16 protein-coding genes are annotated in these 17,304 nt (G+C 60.6%); 11 read left to right on the top strand and 5 right to left on the bottom strand.

The genetic code is table 11. The features are described from left to right. Positions 1 to 3: 3 nt before the first annotated feature. The 4 genes from A6U87_RS14040 (at position 4) to A6U87_RS14025 (ending at position 4,241) form a co-directional block, all read left to right on the top strand. The gene (locus tag A6U87_RS14040; RefSeq protein ID WP_065691872.1) at positions 4 to 888 is read left to right on the top strand and encodes a carbohydrate ABC transporter permease; all 885 of its coding nucleotides are present in this window, start codon (positions 4 to 6) and stop codon (positions 886 to 888) included. Then, positions 885 to 1,745 carry a carbohydrate ABC transporter permease gene (locus A6U87_RS14035; RefSeq protein ID WP_065691871.1) on the top strand — a complete coding sequence of 287 codons (861 nt, stop codon included), beginning with the start codon at positions 885 to 887 and terminating at the stop codon, positions 1,743 to 1,745. Before A6U87_RS14040 ends, A6U87_RS14035 begins: the two co-directional genes overlap by 4 nt. Before the next feature lie 42 nt (positions 1,746 to 1,787). After that, entirely contained in the window at positions 1,788 to 3,017 is a 1,230-nt protein-coding gene (locus tag A6U87_RS14030; protein WP_065691870.1) for an ABC transporter substrate-binding protein, read from the top strand. A gap of 87 nt (positions 3,018 to 3,104) precedes the next feature. Further along, on the top strand, positions 3,105 to 4,241 hold the full coding sequence (locus A6U87_RS14025; RefSeq protein ID WP_065691869.1) for an ABC transporter ATP-binding protein: 1,137 nt from the start codon (positions 3,105 to 3,107) through the stop codon (positions 4,239 to 4,241). Between the two features lie 50 nt (positions 4,242 to 4,291). On the opposite strand, the gene A6U87_RS14020 is transcribed toward A6U87_RS14025, so the two are convergent. The 4 genes from A6U87_RS14020 to A6U87_RS14005 all read right to left on the bottom strand — a co-directional run bounded on the left by A6U87_RS14020 (position 4,292) and on the right by A6U87_RS14005 (position 7,790). Further along, a complete protein-coding gene (locus tag A6U87_RS14020) occupies positions 4,292 to 4,594 on the bottom strand; it encodes a hypothetical protein (RefSeq protein WP_065691868.1) in 303 nt (100 codons plus the stop codon). Between the two features lie 110 nt (positions 4,595 to 4,704). Further along, entirely contained in the window at positions 4,705 to 5,805 is a 1,101-nt protein-coding gene (locus A6U87_RS14015; protein WP_065691867.1) for a D-TA family PLP-dependent enzyme, read from the bottom strand. Position 5,806: 1 nt separating this feature from the next. Further along, positions 5,807 to 7,282, bottom strand: coding sequence for a M81 family metallopeptidase (locus A6U87_RS14010; RefSeq protein ID WP_065691866.1), 1,476 nt, complete (start codon positions 7,280 to 7,282; stop codon positions 5,807 to 5,809). A gap of 22 nt (positions 7,283 to 7,304) precedes the next feature. Then, on the bottom strand, positions 7,305 to 7,790 hold the full coding sequence (locus A6U87_RS14005; RefSeq protein WP_065691865.1) for a hypothetical protein: 486 nt from the start codon (positions 7,788 to 7,790) through the stop codon (positions 7,305 to 7,307). A 110-nt stretch (positions 7,791 to 7,900) separates the two neighbouring features. On the opposite strand from A6U87_RS14005, the gene A6U87_RS14000 reads away from it, so the two are divergent. From A6U87_RS14000 to tehA, 7 genes are all read left to right on the top strand, one after another. Continuing rightward, positions 7,901 to 8,290, top strand: a complete 390-nt coding sequence (locus tag A6U87_RS14000) for a RidA family protein (RefSeq protein ID WP_065691864.1) — start codon at positions 7,901 to 7,903, stop codon at positions 8,288 to 8,290. A gap of 25 nt (positions 8,291 to 8,315) precedes the next feature. Further along, the gene (locus A6U87_RS13995; RefSeq protein WP_065691863.1) at positions 8,316 to 9,179 is read left to right on the top strand and encodes a MurR/RpiR family transcriptional regulator; all 864 of its coding nucleotides are present in this window, start codon (positions 8,316 to 8,318) and stop codon (positions 9,177 to 9,179) included. Between the two features lie 26 nt (positions 9,180 to 9,205). Beyond that, positions 9,206 to 9,982, top strand: coding sequence for an SDR family oxidoreductase (locus tag A6U87_RS13990; RefSeq protein ID WP_065691862.1), 777 nt, complete (start codon positions 9,206 to 9,208; stop codon positions 9,980 to 9,982). A 26-nt stretch (positions 9,983 to 10,008) separates the two neighbouring features. Then, positions 10,009 to 11,925 carry a beta-N-acetylhexosaminidase gene (locus A6U87_RS13985; protein WP_065691861.1) on the top strand — a complete coding sequence of 639 codons (1,917 nt, stop codon included), beginning with the start codon at positions 10,009 to 10,011 and terminating at the stop codon, positions 11,923 to 11,925. 22 nt (positions 11,926 to 11,947) lie between these two features. After that, on the top strand, positions 11,948 to 13,384 hold the full coding sequence (locus A6U87_RS13980; RefSeq protein ID WP_065691860.1) for a M81 family metallopeptidase: 1,437 nt from the start codon (positions 11,948 to 11,950) through the stop codon (positions 13,382 to 13,384). A gap of 71 nt (positions 13,385 to 13,455) precedes the next feature. Beyond that, positions 13,456 to 14,682 (top strand): MFS transporter, encoded by a 1,227-nt coding sequence (locus A6U87_RS13975; RefSeq protein ID WP_342587894.1) that lies wholly within the window; start codon positions 13,456 to 13,458, stop codon positions 14,680 to 14,682. Between the two features lie 153 nt (positions 14,683 to 14,835). Further along, entirely contained in the window at positions 14,836 to 15,852 is a 1,017-nt protein-coding gene (tehA, locus tag A6U87_RS13970) for a dicarboxylate transporter/tellurite-resistance protein TehA (protein ID WP_065692216.1), read from the top strand. Between the two features lie 66 nt (positions 15,853 to 15,918). Here tehA and A6U87_RS13965 read toward each other — a convergent pair whose 3' ends face one another. Then, positions 15,919 to 17,244: an ABC transporter substrate-binding protein gene (locus A6U87_RS13965; protein ID WP_065691858.1), complete on the bottom strand. Its 1,326-nt coding sequence runs from the start codon at positions 17,242 to 17,244 to the stop codon at positions 15,919 to 15,921. Positions 17,245 to 17,304: the final 60 nt, after the last annotated feature.

The raw sequence follows: 17,304 nt of genomic DNA, 5'->3' as shown, positions 1-17,304 counted from the left end.
AGGATGAATGTTCAACGCAGCAACCTCATCTTCGCCTGGATATTGCTCTTTCCGGCTGTCCTCTATGTCGCGGTGATCGTCGCCTATCCTCTGGTCGATACATTCATCCTCTCCTTCACCGATGCGTCGCTGAAGAAGGTGACGAACTGGGTCGGCTGGGTGAATTATCAGAAGATCTTCAACGAGACCTTCGCGGAAGTCATCATCCGGACCTTCATCTGGACGTTCTTCTCGGTCTCCATCAAGATGATCATCGGTGTCTTCGGCGCGACGATGCTGAACTCGGCTGTGCCCGGTCGTGCGCTGTTCCGTGTCCTCACCATGCCGCCGTGGATCGTTCCGATGGCAATCGGCATCTTCATGTGGGGCTGGATGTATAACGGCCAGTTCGGGATGATTTCCGGGATGCTGCAGCGCTTTGGCCTCGCGGACGCTCCGGTAGCGTTCCTGGCTCAAGGATCGACAGCGTTCTGGGCGACGATCATCACCGACGTCTGGATCGGCGTTCCCATGGTGACGCTCTATATGCTCGCGGCCATGCAGGCGATCCCGCAGGATCTGTACGAAGCTGCGTGGACCGACGGAGCAGGCCGTTTCTACCGCTTCCGCCGCATTACCATGCCGCTGATCGTCCCCTCGATGATCACCATGTCGATGCTGTCGCTGATCTCCACCTTCAATTCGTTCGACATCATCTGGATTTTGACGCGCGGCGGTCCGAGCGGCGAAACGACGACGATGATCATCGATACCTACAAGACGGCGATCGGATCGAACAAATATGGCGAAGGTGCCGCTCGCGCCGTGCTGATCTGCATCTTCCTGTCGATCTTCTGCGTCTGCTACTTCCGCCTGACCAGCCGTCTTGCCTCAGGAGACAAGCGATGAAACAGCCTCCTATGCTGATCAACCGGTACAAATGGTACGAGATTGTCGGCATCTACGTCGGCATCGCGGTGTTCCTCACCTTCGTGCTGGCGCCGTTCGTCGAGGGCTTCCTTGTTTCGCTGAAGCCGCTCAGCCAGCTGTTCTCCTCGCCCTATCGGTTCATTCCCGAGAACGGGTCCTTCGAGGCCTACAGGACGATGTGGGTCAGCGTTCCGGGCTTTGCGCGCTACATCTTCAACTCGTTCTTCATCTCGACCATCGTGACCGCGGCGGTGCTGGTTCTCGTCATTCCCGCCTCCTATGCGTTCGCCCGCTTTGAGTTCAAGGGTGCTGGCGTCCTGCTCGGCGCGTTCCTGGCCGTCAACATGTTTTCAGGCGCTGTGCTGCTCATTCCGCTGTTCCGGCTGATGCGCACGCTTGGCCTGCTCAACACCTATTTTGCGATCATGGTTCCCGGCATTGCCTTCCTGATCCCTTCGGCGATCTGGCTGCTCAGGACCTACATGATGCGCATTCCGAGGGAGCTCGACGAGGCTGCATTCGTGGACGGCGCCAGCCACTTCTACACGCTGCGCCGCGTCATCCTGCCGATCGCCATGCCAGGTATCACCGTGGTTGCGATCACGACCTTCATCGGCTCCTATGCCCAACAGTTTATCTTCGCACTGACCTTCAATTCCAAAACCGAATTCGCGCCGTTGCCGGTTGGCCTCTTCGCCTATTTCGGCCGACAGGAAGTTGTCTGGAACGAGCTCATGGCCGCAAGCTTCGTCGGCATTGCGCCTGCCATGATCGTGATCTTCTTCCTTCAAAAGTATCTCGTCAGCGGCCTGACCGCTGGCGCGGTGAAACAGTAAGTCGATAAGTCAACCACCAGAGAAAAAACGGGAGCTAACGAAGTGACAGTTCAATTCAAGACCGGGCTATTGGCCCTTGCTCTGCTCGGCACCACCGCGCTCGGCACCATGACCGCACATGCCGCTGACAAGGAGATCAGCTGGATCTATTGCGGTGACAAGATTGACCCCATCCATGAAAAGTACATCAAGGAATGGGAAGGCAAGAACCCAGGCTGGAAGGTCACGCCTGAGGTTGTTGGCTGGGAACAGTGCCAGGACAAGGCGACGACGCTTGCTGCTGCCGGCACTCCGGTCGGTATGGCGTATGTCGGCTCGCGCACGCTCAAGGAATTTGCCCAGAACGACCTGATCGTTCCGGTTCCGATGACCGACGAAGAGAAGAAGAGCTACTATCCGAACATCGTCGACACGGTTACCTTCGATGGCAATCAGTGGGGCGTGCCGGTCGCCTTCTCGACCAAGGCCCTCTACTGGAACAAGGACCTCTTCAAGCAGGCTGGTCTCGATCCGGAAACCCCGCCGAAGACCTGGGCTGAAGAAATTGCCGACGCGAAGGCCATCAAGGAAAAGACCGGCATCGCAGGCTACGGTCTGCCGGCCAAGACCTTCGACAACACCATGCACCAGTTCATGCATTGGGTTTACACCAACAACGGCAAGGTCATCGACGGCGACAAGATTGTCATCGACAGCCCTGAAGTGCTGGCTGCCCTGCAGGCCTACAAGGACATCACGCCTTATTCCGTCGAAGGCGCAACCGCCTACGAACAGAACGAAATCCGCGCCATCTTCCTCGATGGGAAGGTCGGTATGATCCAGGCTGGTTCCGGCGCTGCTGCCCGCCTCAAGGACACCAAGATCAACTGGGGTGTAGCACCGCTGCCGCTCGGCCCTTCGGCCAAGGGCGAAGGCACGCTGCTCATTACGGACAGCCTGGCGGTCTTCAAGGGCACGGGCGTGGAAGAGAAGGCGGCTGAATTTGCCAAGTTCATCACCTCGCCGGGCCCACAGGGCGAATACGAACTCCAGGGCGGTGCAGGTCTGACGCCTCTGCGTCCGTCGGCCAAGGTTGACGAATTCGTCAAGGCTGATCCGTCGTGGAAGCCGTTCATCGACGGTATTGCGTTCGGTGGTCCTGAGCCTCTCTTCACCGACTACAAGGGTTTCCAGAACTCGATCATCGAGATGGTTCAGTCCGTCGTGACGGGCAAGGCCGAACCGGCTGACGCCTTGAAGAAGGCTGCCGGCGAAATCGAAGCGTTCAAGTAAGCCTTTGTTGGGATCGCGGGCGCAACACCCGCGATCCTTTATCTATTATGTGCAAGCGCCGGATGACGCGGCGACCGGAGACAGGTTTTGGGACAGCTTCTTCTCAACAAGGTTCAGAAGTTCTACGGCGACTTCGAAGTTCTCAAGGGCGTTCAGCTCGAGGTCAAGAACGGCGAATTTGTTGTTTTCGTCGGCCCCTCCGGCTGCGGCAAATCCACGTTGCTTCGTATGATTGCGGGTCTGGATGCGACATCGGGCGGTGATATGGTTATCGATGGCCTGAGGGTCAACGACCTGCCGCCCGTCAAGCGCGGCATCGCGATGGTCTTCCAGTCCTACGCGCTTTATCCGCACATGAGTGTTTTCGAGAACATTGCCTTTCCGCTTCGCGTCGAAAAGATGGAAGAGGAAAAGCTGAAGGCCAAGGTCGAGCATGCAGCGCGCATTCTCCATCTCGACCAGCGACTGCAGCAGAAGCCTGGCATGCTTTCGGGCGGCCAGCGTCAGCGCGTCGCGATCGGCCGAGCCATCGTGCGCGAGCCGAAGATCTTCCTGTTCGACGAACCGTTGTCCAACCTTGACGCGGCGCTGCGTGCGGACATGCGCATCGAGCTTGCGAAGCTTCACCGCCAGCTGAAGGCAACGATGATCTACGTCACGCACGACCAGGTCGAGGCGATGACGATGGCGGATCGTATCGTGGTCCTCAATGCCGGCGAAATCGCCCAAACCGGAGCGCCGCTGGAACTCTACCACAAGCCGGCCAACATGTTCGTCGCCGGCTTCATCGGCAATCCGAAGATGAATTTCCTCAGTGTCACCTGCAAGGCCGTCAGCGATGCGGGCGTGACGGTGGACTACAAGGGCCAGACGGTGACACTGCCGGTGACGCCGCGCGAGACTGCCGTGGGCAAGATGCTGACGCTGGGCGTCCGTCCCGAACATATCCAGCTTGGCGCCGGCGATATCTCGATCAATGTCGTTCCGACGGTCATCGAGCGCCTTGGCGCCCAGACGGTCGCCTATGCTTCGCTGGACGGTGAAGGCGAGAACTTCTGCGCGACGTTGCCGGGCAGCGCCAGCGTGCGCCCGGAACAGCCGTTGACGGCGGGGATCAATCGTGTGGATTGCCACCTGTTCGATGAAGCCGGTATCGCGTTCGAACGCCACGTCGAACTGACCGATATCGATATGGGTCTGCTGAACTCGACTGCGAACGCGTGATTGCGGGCGGCGCTATCGCCGCCCCTCAGATCCGCCCGGTTATCATGCCCTCAGCGATCGAGGGCGTGATAGAAATAGAGGTAGGTCGGGTAGGCGTAGGCGCCGCGATCGATGATCCCCATCCGAGACATGCAGCTCCTCAGTGCCGTCACATGAAGCAGGCTATACGGATCCGGTGACCCGCGCTGGACTGCTTCCGGCTCGCAATAGGCATACGCCCTGTCGAAATGATTGAGCAGCGTCGGCGTGGAATCCACGCGAACGCCGTAAAGTGTCTGCCATTGCCAAGGCGCTTCGGCTGCCGATATGCAAGCCAGGCTCGCCACGATTCCCACTGCCACCAGAACTCTCATAGACCTGACCTCCCGGCGTCGCTAAACCATTGCCGCACAACAGAAGATGCGCCGGTAAACTGCCACGTCAAGATGTCTCAGCCAAAGGTAGGCGTCTGGTTTACGGGAGATTACCAGACCAGTCCGCGCGCAGCGACATCTTCGACCCGGGTAACGACGCCATCGCGATGGAAGACCATCGTGTCGAACAGGTTCGAGACAACACAGGTGTGGTTCGGAATGATGCGGATCTTCTCGCCGATCTCCGGGCGTCTGCCGGTGCATCTGGAAAGGTCGATCACGCCGTGCTCTTCCGAGAGCCCGGTGATCACGGCGTCGGGATAACCAACGACAGTTCCGAAATCGGAAAAACCTAGCAGGTCGGAGGTCAGCGCCTTCGAACCGGCGTCGATGACGGCGCGGTCCGCGGTCGGGCGCGAGACGACGGTCGCAAGCACATGCATTGCGCAATCGTCTTCGGTGCAATGCCCGGCCCTGACCATGGAGCGGTCGTTATAGATGTAGGTCCCGGCCCGGTGTTCGGTCGCAGCCGTGACCAGATGCGCTTCAAACAGGCTTGGCGTCCCGCCGTTGCTGACGATTGGGCACTCGATGCCTTGCGCCTGCAACAGCGACAGAGCGGCGGCGAGGAAGGTCTGGACGGCCTCAGCAGCACCCGGTTTCGGGTAATTCAGAAGGCCCGCAAATATCAGGCCGGGCGCGTCGTTGATGCGCTTGGCAAGGGCAGCAGCATCTCCCGGCGTCTGGACGCCGCAACGTCCGCCGCCAGTGTCGCATTCGACAAGAACGGCGAGCGGCTTGCGGGACGAAAACTTGGCGGAGAGACCATCGACCGTGGTCGCGCTGTCGGCCACGACCTTCAAGCCAGAGATCCGGTCGTTGAGGGCGGCAAGGCGTTCCAGCTTCTCGGGGCCGAGGATGTTGAAGGTGATGAGAATGTCTTCGAAGCCTGCGGCAGCGAAAACCTCGGCTTCGGTTATCTTCTGGCAGTTGATCCCCTTCGCGCCAGCGGCGACCTGCTCGGCGGCGAGCGCGGGGATCTTGTGTGTCTTGATATGCGGACGGAAGTTCAGGCCATGCTCATTCATATAGGCCTGCGTGCGCGCAATGTTTCTTGCCAACCGCTCTTCGTCGATGACCGGTCGCGGTGTCGAGAGATCGGTGATGCTGTCGCCTGGTTGTGCGACCACCGCAAAGCGATTGTGCTCCATCTTACGCTGCTCCGCTTTCACTGCCATGTGGGTCGGCTATCATCGGCCAGATATCCTTGCGGGCGCGCCGATAAGGAGTCTTGGCCGGATTGTTCGGATAAGGCGTTCCGGCCGCGCAGTAAATGATTTCCGCCGCGATCTTGGAGAAGGATGCAAAGAAGTGATTGGTCGACTTGATCACCAGGATCTTCTTCGAAGTCGGTTCAATTCCGAGGGCTGAAAACAGGCTCGGATCGAAGCTCTGGGCTCGTGTCGAGTTCAGGATGATGTCGATGCCGTTCAATACGACATGCGCGGAATCGCCGAACGGTGCGAAGCTCTCGCCAAACCGCATCTCGGCGTTGCGAACGATCTTTACCACCTTGACGATGCCATCCACCGGGTTGCCGGTGCCGGGGGCAGACTTGGCGCCGAAGCGGAGCGGGATTTCGGCTCCCTCGCCTGCCGCCATGCAGATCTGCACCGCCATTGGGTCCCAGATCGTGCCGATTGCCGCATCGGTCACGCCCCTCGCCAGCAATTCTTCGAGAAGCACGGTCGCGTCGCCTGCTGTGCCGCCGCCGGGATTATCCCACATGTCGGCGATGACGACCGGCCAGGAGGTTGCCTTCAATGCCTGGTCGACGGCCTGCTTCTCGTCGATCTGCGGCATGATGAACGTTCCGCGCTTCGAAAAGAGTTCGAGTCCCAATTCCCGCGCAACTGCCTTGCCCTTTTCGGGCTTGTCGTTGGTGACGACGAGAAGCTTCGTTCCCATTTCCGGCACGTCGCCGGCCATGAAGCCGTGGATCACCGAGATCGACAGGATGTCGGCGTCATCCTTTTCGATCTGCATGATCTTGTCGACAAACGACCGCATCGGATCGCGCGATGTCGGGAACACGTCGATCATCCGGCAATCGAAGACGGACATGACCGGCTTGATACGACCCTCGAGCGTATCGACCGCCAGGCGCCACAGGTCCTCGGCGCGGTCGACGAAATCGGTGTGCGGAAACTCCTTGAAATAAACGAAGAAGTTCGCAGCCGTCAGCCGCTTGACCGTCAGATGGCTGTGCGGATCGAGTTCGGCGCAAACCAGAATATCCGGCCCGACGATCTCTCGCACGCGCGCCAGAATATCGCCTTCGGTATCTTCATAGCCTGCAGCCACCATTGCACCATGCAGGCCGAGAACGACCGCATCGACGGGCATAGCCGCGCGCAACTGATCAAGGACCTCGTCGCGCAGACCTTCGTAGGTCGTACGGCTGACGAGGCCGGCGGGATCGGCCCAGGCGGCGGTGCCTTCGATCAATTCCCAGCCCTTCGCCGCGCAGACGCTTCGCCCGACCGTGATCGGCGCCGAGCACAGCGTTGGCGTCTCCGGATGCTCGCCGGGAGGCGCATAAAGCGATGCTTCGAACGCGCGGCGATCGATGCAGATGGGGGAGAAGGTGTTCGTTTCGGTCGCGAGCGCCGCCGTGAAAATGCGCAATGGCTTGGCCTTTTTTTGTTTGTCAGCCCATCGGGTTCGGCAGGTAGCCGGTAAAGCCGCTGATCTTCCACCGGCCCTCGTGCAGGCGGCAGTAATAGAGTGTCTGCCACTGCATGATATCGCGGCTGCCATCCGGCTTGTTGATGCCACCGTTGAACTTCTTGCGCACGAGCGCCATGTCGCCTTCGATCTCGATGTCCTCGAGCGTCGTGGTGGTAAAGATCGCGGTGCGCGTATCTTCGGCAAACGACTGCGTGGCGAAGTCCTTGGCCTGGCGCAGCCACTCGTCACGGTAGGCTGCAAGGGTCGGGAATGCCAGGCGCCACTTGTCCGGGCTCACTTCCTTGCGGCCGTCGATGCCGATGAAACCCTCTTCCACGAAGTCGTGCGCGACAAGCGACCAGTCGGCTGCCAGAAACGCGTCGATGTCACGCGGAACAAGCATCTCCCATATCGAATGTCTGGCAACGTCGGAAGCAGGGAAAGGGTTCTTGAAAGGATCGCGCATGGGGTTCCCGATTGAAATTCTTTTCATGAATGATGTTTTTCGCTGGTCAAATTCCGCTTAATATGGTCCTTTGTCAACGTATCACGAAAATAATTTGCAAGGATCGGTCAATGTCCATCAAGCGTTATGGCACGGTTCAGAAGGGTGCCGGCGGCAAGCCGCTGCCGTTCGCCCGCGCGGTCGAAGCTGACGGCTGGCTCTATGTATCGGGCCAGGTCGCCATGGAAAACGGCGAGATCATCGACGGCAATATCGTCGCGCAAACCCACAAGACGATCCAGAACGTCATCGCGATTCTTGAAGAAGCCGGCTACGGCCTCGAGCACGTGGTGCGTTGTGGCGTCTGGCTCGACGATCCACGTGATTTCTGGACCTTCAACGGCATCTATCAGCAGTATTTCGGTGAACACCCGCCCGCGCGCGCCTGTGTTCAGTCTTCGATGATGGTCGATTGCAAGGTTGAAATCGACTGCGTCGCGTATAAGCCGAAGGATCGATAGCGTCTGAAGCGGAAAGGAAGTCGGGATGGATATTTTCTCTACATTGCAGGAAGAGAAGGCCCGGCTTTCGCCGTCGGAAACTCGTATCGCCGATATTCTGCTTAACGACTTCGAGTTTGCGGTCAACGCCTCGATCATCGAGCTCGCTGAAAAGGCCGATGTGTCGCCGCCGACCGTGACGCGTTTTTGCCGCCGCGTCGGCTGCGACAGCTTCGCCGATTTCAAGATCCAGCTGGCGCGCACCGCTTATGTCGGGATGCGCTACATCCGGCCGGAGCCGAAGAGTCGCAACCCCGGCGATGTGGCGCAAGATATTGTTACCAAGGCGCAGAACGCACTATTTCTCCTGCATCGCTCGCTCGATCTGGCTGCCCTTGAGGAAGCGGCGGAAAAGCTCGCGCGCGCCGAGATGATCTATGCCTTCGGCTCGGGCGGCAATTCCTCGATGATCGCAAGCGAACTGCAGAACCGCCTCTTCCGCTTTGGCCTGCACGTCACTGCAAGCTCCGACCATAGCATGCAGCTGATGATGACGGCTGCCGCCAAGCCTAAGGACGTCGTCATCGGCTCCTCCTTTTCCGGCCGCAACATGGAGCTTGTGCGCTCCTTTGCGCTGGCGCGTGAAACCAAGGTGACAACCATCGCGCTGACGCAGGCAAACAGCCCTGTCGCGCAATCCGCAGACATCGTCGTGCCGATCGACCTGCCGGAAGGCAACAATATCTTCCGGCCAACGTCGACACGCATCGCTTACCTCGCTGTCGTCGACATCCTCGCGAGCCTGGTGGCCTATGCCGTTCAACCGCAGGCGGCAGTGACACTCCGCCGTATCAAGCAACAACTCGTCGCCCACCGTGACGGTGATGACCGTCAGCTTCTTGGGGACTGACATTTTCATGCAGGGAAGGATGTAGAATGACACAATCGGTAGCGATCGTAACAGGCGCTGCGGGCGACATAGGTCGGGCCATCGCCAGCCGGCTTGCCGACGATCACGACATCATCCTGCTTGTCGACATTGATCTCGACGCCGCGGAAAAAGCAGCGCGCGCCCTTGGCCCGATCGAGCGTTTCGTGGCCTTCGCCTGCGACGTTACCAGCGTCGAGAGCACGGCTGAAATGGCGAGAAAGGCGGCCTCCCTCGGCTCGGTGAAGACGCTGGTCAACAATGCCGGTGCTGCCCGCAGTGTCAGCCTCCAAACCACCACGCCGGAAAACTGGCGCGCCGATCACGCGCTCAACCTCGAAGCGCCGTTCCTCTGCTTCCATGCACTTGAAGAGCAGTTGAAGGCGGCCAAGGGGTCCGTGATCAACATTGCCTCGGTCAACGGCATGAGCGTCTTCGGACATCCGGCCTACAGCGCGGCCAAGGCCGGTCTGCTTCATTTCACCAAGCTGGTCGCGGTCGAATACGGCAAGTTCGGCATTCGCTCCAACGCGATCGCGCCGGGCACCGTGCGAACGCAGGCCTGGGAAGCGCGGGCGGCTGCCAATCCCAACGTCTTTGAGGAAGCCCGGCGCTGGTATCCGCTGCAGCGCGTCGTCGATCCGAAGGACGTCGCCAATGCTGTCGGCTTTTTGGCGGGGCCACAGGCTGCCGCCATCAGCGGCGTGTGCCTGCCCGTCGACTGCGGTCTGACGGCCGGTCAGGCGGAGCTTGCCCGCACCTTCTCCCAATCCGCAGACTACTAAGAACAAAATCATAAAGAGGAACGACTATGGAAGCGGCTTATCGCCTTGAAACGACGTGGAATCCGGAGGGCGGCCCGAACGGACGTTTTACGTTCTCGTTGTTCAACCTCTCGGACGAGGCGCTGACAGGGTTCAAGCTCGTCTACACGTCGCTGACCCGCGTCATCGACCCGAAGGCTTGCGAGAACGCCGTCTTCCTGCGTCGCAATGCCAATTTCCATGAATTTGCTCCGCCTGCGGGGTTGTCGATCGAACCCGGCGCGAGCTGGATTTTCACCGTCAGCGGTCTGCATCGTCCTGCAAAGCACTGCACCGACGGCGCCAAGTCGGCTTACGTGACGCTCGCAGACGGCAAGCATGTGGCCATCGCGGTGTCCGATCTGCTGCTGGAAGGCCGTGTCAGCGAGCCGCCGCCGGTGCTGCTGCCGGAAGGCCGACTGGAGCTGCCCTTTGCCCTGCAGCCCTGGCCGGCTGAGATCGATGTGATCCCCGGGGATGGTTTCCCGGTCGTTCTCTATCCCGCCGAAGGCTCGTCGAAGGACGAGCTCACGACGGTGTCGACGGCGCTTGCCCTTTTTCGCCGTCTCTTCGAGAGCGGCCACGCGCCGTTCAATCTTTCGGTTTCTCCGCAGGGGCGGCCGGTGCGTTTCGCGCACGATCCGTCGGTTGCCAAGGAAGGCTACAAGCTGACTTTTTCAACCCAGGAGGTCACGCTCGCCTATTCGGATGCGGCCGGCCGCCAATACGGTCTCACCTCGCTTGCGCAACTGCTGCACGGCGCGCGCAGCGAGCCTAACAGATTCCGCTTTCCGGCTTCGGGCACGATTACGGACAAGCCGCGCTATGTCTGGCGCGGGTGCCATCTCGATGTCTCGCGCCAGTTCTATCCAGTGGCCGACCTCAAGCGGCTCATCGATATTCTTGCCTGGTTGAAGCTCAATATCTTCCATTGGCATCTGACCGATGACGAGGCCTGGCGTCTCGAAATCAAGGCCTATCCGACGTTGACGACAACAGGCGTCCTTCGTGGTCCCGACGAACCGCTGCTTCCGCAACTCGGCAATGGCGCCGAGCCCGTCGGCGGGTTCTACTCGCAGGATGACGTTCGCGATATCGTCGCTCACGCGGCGGCGCTCAGCGTTGAGATCGTTCCTGAGATCGATATCCCCGGACACAACTCCGCAACGCTGATTGCATTGCCGGACCTGACCGATGGGCAGGAAGCACCCGATAGCTACCATTCGGTACAGGGCTATCCGAACAATGCCCTGAACCCGGCCGTACCGCTGACCTACGAATTCCTCGAGAAGGTGTTCGACGAAATGGTCGAACTCTTCCCGTCCGAATACATCCATATCGGCGGCGACGAAGTGGCGAACGGTTCCTGGCTTGCCTCCCCGCTTGCCAAGAAGCTGATGGAACAGGAAGGCATCTCGGGCACCTTCGCGTTGCAGTCCTACTTCCTGAAGCGCATCAAGGACATGCTGACGGCGCGTGGGCGCAAGCTTGCGGGCTGGAACGAGGTTGCCCATGGCGGCGGCATTGCCTCCAAGGACTCGTTGCTGATGGCCTGGGAAAACCCGCAGGTCGGTATCGATCTGGCCAAGCAGGGCTATGAAGTCGTGATGACGCCCGGCCAGGCCTATTATCTCGACATGGTTCAGGCTGAAGCGTTCCAGGAGCCGGGCGCCAGCTGGGCCGGCACGGTCCCGCCGGCACATACCTATGGCTACGAGGCTGAGGGTGACTTCCCGGAAGAGCTCAAGGACAAGATGAAGGGCGTGCAGGCCTGCATCTGGTCCGAACACTTCCTGTCGCGCGGCTATTTCAACCGTCTCGTCTTCCCGCGCCTGCCGGCAATCGCCGAAGCTGCGTGGACGCCGAAGGCGAAGAAGGACTGGCATCGGTTCTCGGCCATCGTTCCGCTGAGCCCGAAATTGTAAACCCGAATCCAGGATTGAGACGATGCGAATTGCCGTCGGTGGACTTCATACGGAGTGCAGCACCTATTCTCCGGTGCTGATGGCTGTCGAGGATTTTCGTGTCCTGCGGGGCGCGGAGCTTCTCGGCGCGGAATATTTCAACTTTCTCAAGGCCGGGGGGATCGAGCACCTTCCACTCCTTCATGCGCGTGCCGTGCCGGGCGGCCCGGTGTCGCGGGTGGCATACGAAGCCTTCAAGAACGAGTTTCTCGATCTTCTGAAGGCATCGCTGCCACTCGACGGGCTTTATCTTGCCATGCACGGTGCGGTGAACGTCGAGGGCATGAACGACGCCGAGGGCGACTGGATCTCGGCGGCGCGCGCCGTCGTAGGGCCGGATTGCGTCGTTGCCGCAAGCTACGACCTACACGGCAACGTCAGCCAGACGATCATCGATCAGCTTGATATCTTCGCCGCCTATCGCACGGCGCCGCATATCGATGTGCGCGAAACCATGGTTCGTGCCTGGTCGATGCTGGTGGAGGCCCTGAAAAGCGGCAAGCGCCCTGGGGTTGCCTGGGCACCGGTTCCGGTTCTTTGGCCGGGTGAACGTACTTCGACGGAGGACGAACCGGCCAAGAGCCTCTATGAGGCGCTGCCGACGTTTGATGAACGGCCCGGTGTCCTCGATGCCAATCTGATGATCGGTTACGTCTGGGCGGACGAACCACGCGCGACAGCCTGCGCCGTTGTGACGGGTGCCGACAAGAAGGCGGCCGCCGAGGCTGCCGAAGATATTGCTCTTTCCTACTGGAACGCGCGCGAGGACTTCCGCTTCGGGCCGACCACCGGCCCACTTGCCGAGATGCTCGATATCGCGGAGAAGGCCTCCACCGCGCCGGTCATCCTCGCCGATTCCGCCGACAACCCGACCGGAGGCGGCGTTGGCGATCGAGCCGATGTCTTGAACGCGTTGATCGATCGCAAGTTCGATGGCGCCCTCATCGCCGGTATCACCGATCGTCCCGCCGTCGAGGCATGCCTTGCCGCAGGCAAGGGCGCGACCGTGTCGCTCTCCATCGGCGGTAATCTCGATCCGTCGAGCGTGCCCGCAAAGGTCGAAGCCGTGGTTATCGGTGTCGATGATCCGGGTGTCGTTGCGGAGCGTCAAGCCGTTGTGCGCGTTGGGGGCATTACGGTCGTGCTGGCCGCGCGCCGTCGCCCCTACCACAACATCGCCGACTTTACCCGCCTGGGGCTTGATCCGAAGACGGTGCGGCTGCTCGTCGTCAAATCCGGCTATCTGTCGCCGGAACTGGCGCCGATCGCCAACCCGAACCTGATGGCGTTGACGGAAGGCGTGGTCAACCAGGATATCGAGGGGCTTGCCAGCCTCCATCGTGCCCGGCCGGCATTTCCGTTCGATCGCAATTTTTCCTATGAAGCGCGGGCTCGCCTTTCGGCGCGCTGGCAAGACTGACATTCTGCCTTGGCAGGTTTCGGTGCTACGCCGAACCTGCCAAGGCGCAGGTCGCCCGGTGGCCGGGTGACTTGCCACTCGCTCAATTGCACGACATGACCCGTCCCCTCCCTGATGTATTCCGTAACCCGACGATCCGGGTCAGTATGCTTGCGATCTTTGCCTTCGGCTTCGCAGGCGCTGCAACGTCGCCCTATCAATCCGTTGTCGGTATCCGCGAGCTGGGCCTGAGCAACGGGATCTATTCGGGCCTGATCTTCGCGGCCGCAGCCGTCAACGTCATCGTCAGCATTCTGCTTGGGAATCTGGCTGACCGTATCGGCGAATATCGCTCGATGATGATCGTCGCAGCTGTCTTCGGCATCCTGGGCTATGGCGCTGTCTTCGTCCTGCCGGCGCAGGCGACGTTCGTTTTCAGTGCACTGCTGTTGCTGCCGGTCTATGGCTCGCTGAATTCGCTGCTTTTCGCCAACGTGCGGGCGACGACCAAGGGTATGTCGCGAAACGATGTCGCGACTGTGAACTCCGGTGTGCGCGCGATGATCTCGCTTTCCTGGGTGCTGGTCCCGGGAATTACAGGTGCGTTGCTGGCGGGCTCGACGACGATGCTGCCGGCCTACCTGTTTGCCGCGGTCGCCTGCGTCGTCTGCCTCACTTTGATTGCGATCTTCCTTCCGCGCCAGAGCGGGACGGACAAGGCTGCCACGCACCACCTTTCCTATCTCGCAGCACTCGGCGAGGTCTTGTCGCCGCGTGTCTTTGTTCGCGTTATTGCGGTGGCATTGATCAGCAGCACACTGCACGTAAATGGCGTCATCCTGCCGCTGATCGTCACCGGCGCGGCGCATGGCACTGTTACCGACATCGGCGTGCTCGTCGGTATCGTGGCCTTCTTTGAGGTGGTTTTCATCATCATCTGGGGTCGGGCGCAGCGGATCATGAGCCATGTTACGGCTCTGGCACTGGGTACCGTCATCTATGTCAGCTATCTGGTCCTGCTCGGCTTCGCCTCAGCACCCTGGCATGTCTATGCGCTGACTGTTCTCAGCGGCATCGGTGCGGCGGCGCTAATCAGCATTCCGATCACCTACCTCCAGGACCTGATCGCCGAGCGGCCAGGGCTTGGGAGCGCATTGATCTCCGTCAACATCTTCCTCGGCGCGGGACTGAGTGCGCTGCTGTTTGCAATCGGCACCGGCATCAGCAGTTATTCCGGCACGGCCCTGATCGCGGCGGTAGCCGGACTGATCGGCTTGGGTCTGCTGCTGTACTTCGACGGACGCAAACGGCGGCGCTGAAAACCGTCTTTCGCAACCACGGCAATCGTACCGTTCATCCGCAGGGACCAAGCCACGGCTCTTGTCTATCGACGAAGGGTCGTGGATGTTGCCGGACGGCAGCGATCCGCGAGCGGTCTCCGGTGTGCCCAATGTGGAGGTTACGAAATGAGCATGGGTTTCCCGCCGAAGTCGTTGGCCGACACCGCTCCGTCACCGGCCAGGCAGTCTCGGCTGCCACGCATCCCGGCTGCCTTCTTCGGGATCGTTCTCGGCATCGCCGGGCTCAGCAACAGCTGGCGTGCAGCGGCTGCGATCTGGCCACTGCCGCCCGGGATCGGTGCGGCGCTGGGCTTCCTGGCCGTCGCAGTCTGGCTGCTGTTGGTCGTTCTCTATGCCGCGAAATGGATCGTCGATCCGAAGGCCGGTCTGGCCGAGGCCGAAAATGCCATCCAGTGTTGCTTCATTGGCCTTGCCGGCGTTGCGACGATGCTGATCGCATTGGTGTTCCTTCCCTATTCCAGATTGGCGGCTGAGGTGATCTTTGCTTTGGGCGCCATTTTCACGCTTCTCTTCGCGCTGTGGCGCACGGGCATTCTCTGGCGTGGTGGGCGTGACCCTGCAACGACGACGGCCGTCCTCTATCTGCCGACCGTGGCGGGCTCGTTCGTCACGGCCATCGTCGCGGGCGCGCTCGGCCATGCCGACTGGGGACAGCTGGCGTTCGGAGCGGGCTTCTTCTCCTGGCTGGCGATCGAATCCGTGCTTCTCAACCGCCTGCTGACAGCGCCCACCCTTGCCGAGCCATTGCGTCCAACACTCGGGATCCAGCTCGCACCGCCTGCGGTTGGCAGCGTGGCCTATCTCGGCGTCACGCAAGGGGCGCCCGACATGCTGGTTCATGCGATGCTGGGCTATGCCATCCTGCAGGCGCTTTTGCTCCTGCGCCTGCTGCCCTGGATAACCAAGCAGCCTCTGGCGGCATCCTATTGGGCCTTTACCTTCGGTATCACTGCGCTTTCGACGGCGGCTTCGAAAATGGTCGGCCGAGGCGACATTGGAGCGGTAGACGCCTTGGCGCCGATCCTCTTCGTCGTGGCCAATATCGTGGTGCTGGTGGTTGCGATCGGGACGATCGTGCTTCTCTTACGTGGCAAATTGCTGCCAACGCCGGTTCCTGCCGCCTCGTAGGAACAAAAATGCCCGCCGCGAGACCAGCGGCGGGCATCTGCTCTTAGGCTCGGAGAGAGGTGAGCCTTAGATGTTGGCAAGCAGTTCGTTGATGCGCGACTCCATGTCGGCGAGAGCGGCATCCACTTCCTTCTGGCCGGTGATGGCTGCGCTCATTTCCTGGCCGATGATGTCCTGGATCGCGAACTGGCGCTGGACGGTCGACGGCAGCGGGGTGCCGAGCGTGGCGATCGACGAGATCGTGTCACGATGCGGCAGAGCCTTGAACTGCGCGGAATCGAGGACTGCCTTGACTGCCGGCAAGTGGCCGGTGCGGGACCAGTCGAAGTCGTTGTCGTGGAAGAACTTCAGGAACTTGCCGATAGCGGCCGTTTCCTCAGGTGAGCGGTCCTTCTGCGATACGGCCCAGCTGTGGCCGTCAGCGTACTGCGACTTCTTGCCGGCGAAGAGCTGCGGATACGGATAGACCGCATAGCCGCCCTTGTTGAGCGCGGTGCCGGCCTTTTCGGACGATGCGGTGTAGTCGCCGATCACCCAGGTTCCGTTCAGGTGCACGCCGCCTTCGCCGTTGAGGAAGGCATTGATGCCAGCGGCGTAGTCGAGGTCCTTGGTGGTGTCGCCGTTGTCATAGATCGCCTTATACATCTCGAGCACCTTCTTGGCCTCGGGCGTATTCAGCTTCACCTGCTTCGGATTGGCGAAGAAGTCGGAATCTTGCTGGAACAGGTAGGTGTAGAGGTTACGGGTGTAGAGCGCCACTTCGTTGGCGAGGTTCTGTACGAAGTAGGGCTTGCCGGTCTTCTCCTTGAACTGCTTTGCCTGCGCCAGCAGCTCGTCCGGGCTCGTCGGCAGCTTCGGCGTGCCGTCGGCATTGAGGAGGTCAGCCTGTTTGAAGAGGTCCAGGTTGATGTGGTAGAGCATGGTCCAGTTGTCGATCGGCAGGCCGTAGATCTTGCCTTCCTTCGTCACGCCGCCAAGGCTGGCATCGGTGAAGTCGCTGGACGCGACCCCGACGGACTTCAGGACGTCGTCGAGCGGCATGATCAGGCCCTTGGACTGGTAATCAGCAAGCACCGACTGATGGATGGTGACGATGTCCGGCGGATCGCCGGCTGCGAACTGAGCAGTCAGCTGGTCGTAGCCCGGCCATTCAACGGTGGTAACGGTGACATGGACATCCGGATTGTCGGCGTTGAACTTGTTGATCAGCGACGTGATGATGCCGCATTCGCCAACGGCCTTGCTGACGTCGGTGTTGGTGCCGAAGTCTGCATCGCAGGCACCGAAGAAGCGCTGAACGCTGAGTTCGGTGGCGGCAAAGGCTGGCGATGCGCCGACAAGGGCGATCACCGATGCTGCTGCCAGCATGTATTTCCTGAAGGTATGCGTCATTCCAACTCCTCCTCTTGGGCCTTCCTTGACCCTTGGCTTAAGCCCCCTCCCCGGGAGCCG

The organism is Rhizobium sp. AC44/96 (genome assembly GCF_001692185.1).
Classification (GTDB): domain Bacteria; phylum Pseudomonadota; class Alphaproteobacteria; order Rhizobiales; family Rhizobiaceae; genus Rhizobium.
Note: the sequence above shows the minus strand (reverse complement) of the source record. Positions and strands in the feature narration are given on the sequence as shown.

Bases quoted from the DNA above. Each gene is read 5' to 3' on its own strand.
- A6U87_RS13985 (WP_065691861.1), top strand. From the start codon at position 10,009: ATGGAAGCGGCTTATCGCCTTGAAACGACGTGGAATCCGGAGGGCGGC.
- A6U87_RS13980 (WP_065691860.1), top strand. From the start codon at position 11,948: ATGCGAATTGCCGTCGGTGGACTTCATACGGAGTGCAGCACCTATTCT.
- A6U87_RS14035 (WP_065691871.1), top strand. From the start codon at position 885: ATGAAACAGCCTCCTATGCTGATCAACCGGTACAAATGGTACGAGATT.
- A6U87_RS14005 (WP_065691865.1), bottom strand. From the start codon at position 7,790: ATGCGCGATCCTTTCAAGAACCCTTTCCCTGCTTCCGACGTTGCCAGA.
- A6U87_RS13990 (WP_065691862.1), top strand. From the start codon at position 9,206: ATGACACAATCGGTAGCGATCGTAACAGGCGCTGCGGGCGACATAGGT.
- A6U87_RS13965 (WP_065691858.1), bottom strand. From the start codon at position 17,244: ATGACGCATACCTTCAGGAAATACATGCTGGCAGCAGCATCGGTGATC.
- A6U87_RS14040 (WP_065691872.1), top strand. From the start codon at position 4: ATGAATGTTCAACGCAGCAACCTCATCTTCGCCTGGATATTGCTCTTT.
- A6U87_RS14000 (WP_065691864.1), top strand. From the start codon at position 7,901: ATGTCCATCAAGCGTTATGGCACGGTTCAGAAGGGTGCCGGCGGCAAG.
- tehA (WP_065692216.1), top strand. From the start codon at position 14,836: ATGGGTTTCCCGCCGAAGTCGTTGGCCGACACCGCTCCGTCACCGGCC.
- A6U87_RS13995 (WP_065691863.1), top strand. From the start codon at position 8,316: ATGGATATTTTCTCTACATTGCAGGAAGAGAAGGCCCGGCTTTCGCCG.
- A6U87_RS14015 (WP_065691867.1), bottom strand. From the start codon at position 5,805: ATGGAGCACAATCGCTTTGCGGTGGTCGCACAACCAGGCGACAGCATC.
- A6U87_RS14020 (WP_065691868.1), bottom strand. From the start codon at position 4,594: ATGAGAGTTCTGGTGGCAGTGGGAATCGTGGCGAGCCTGGCTTGCATA.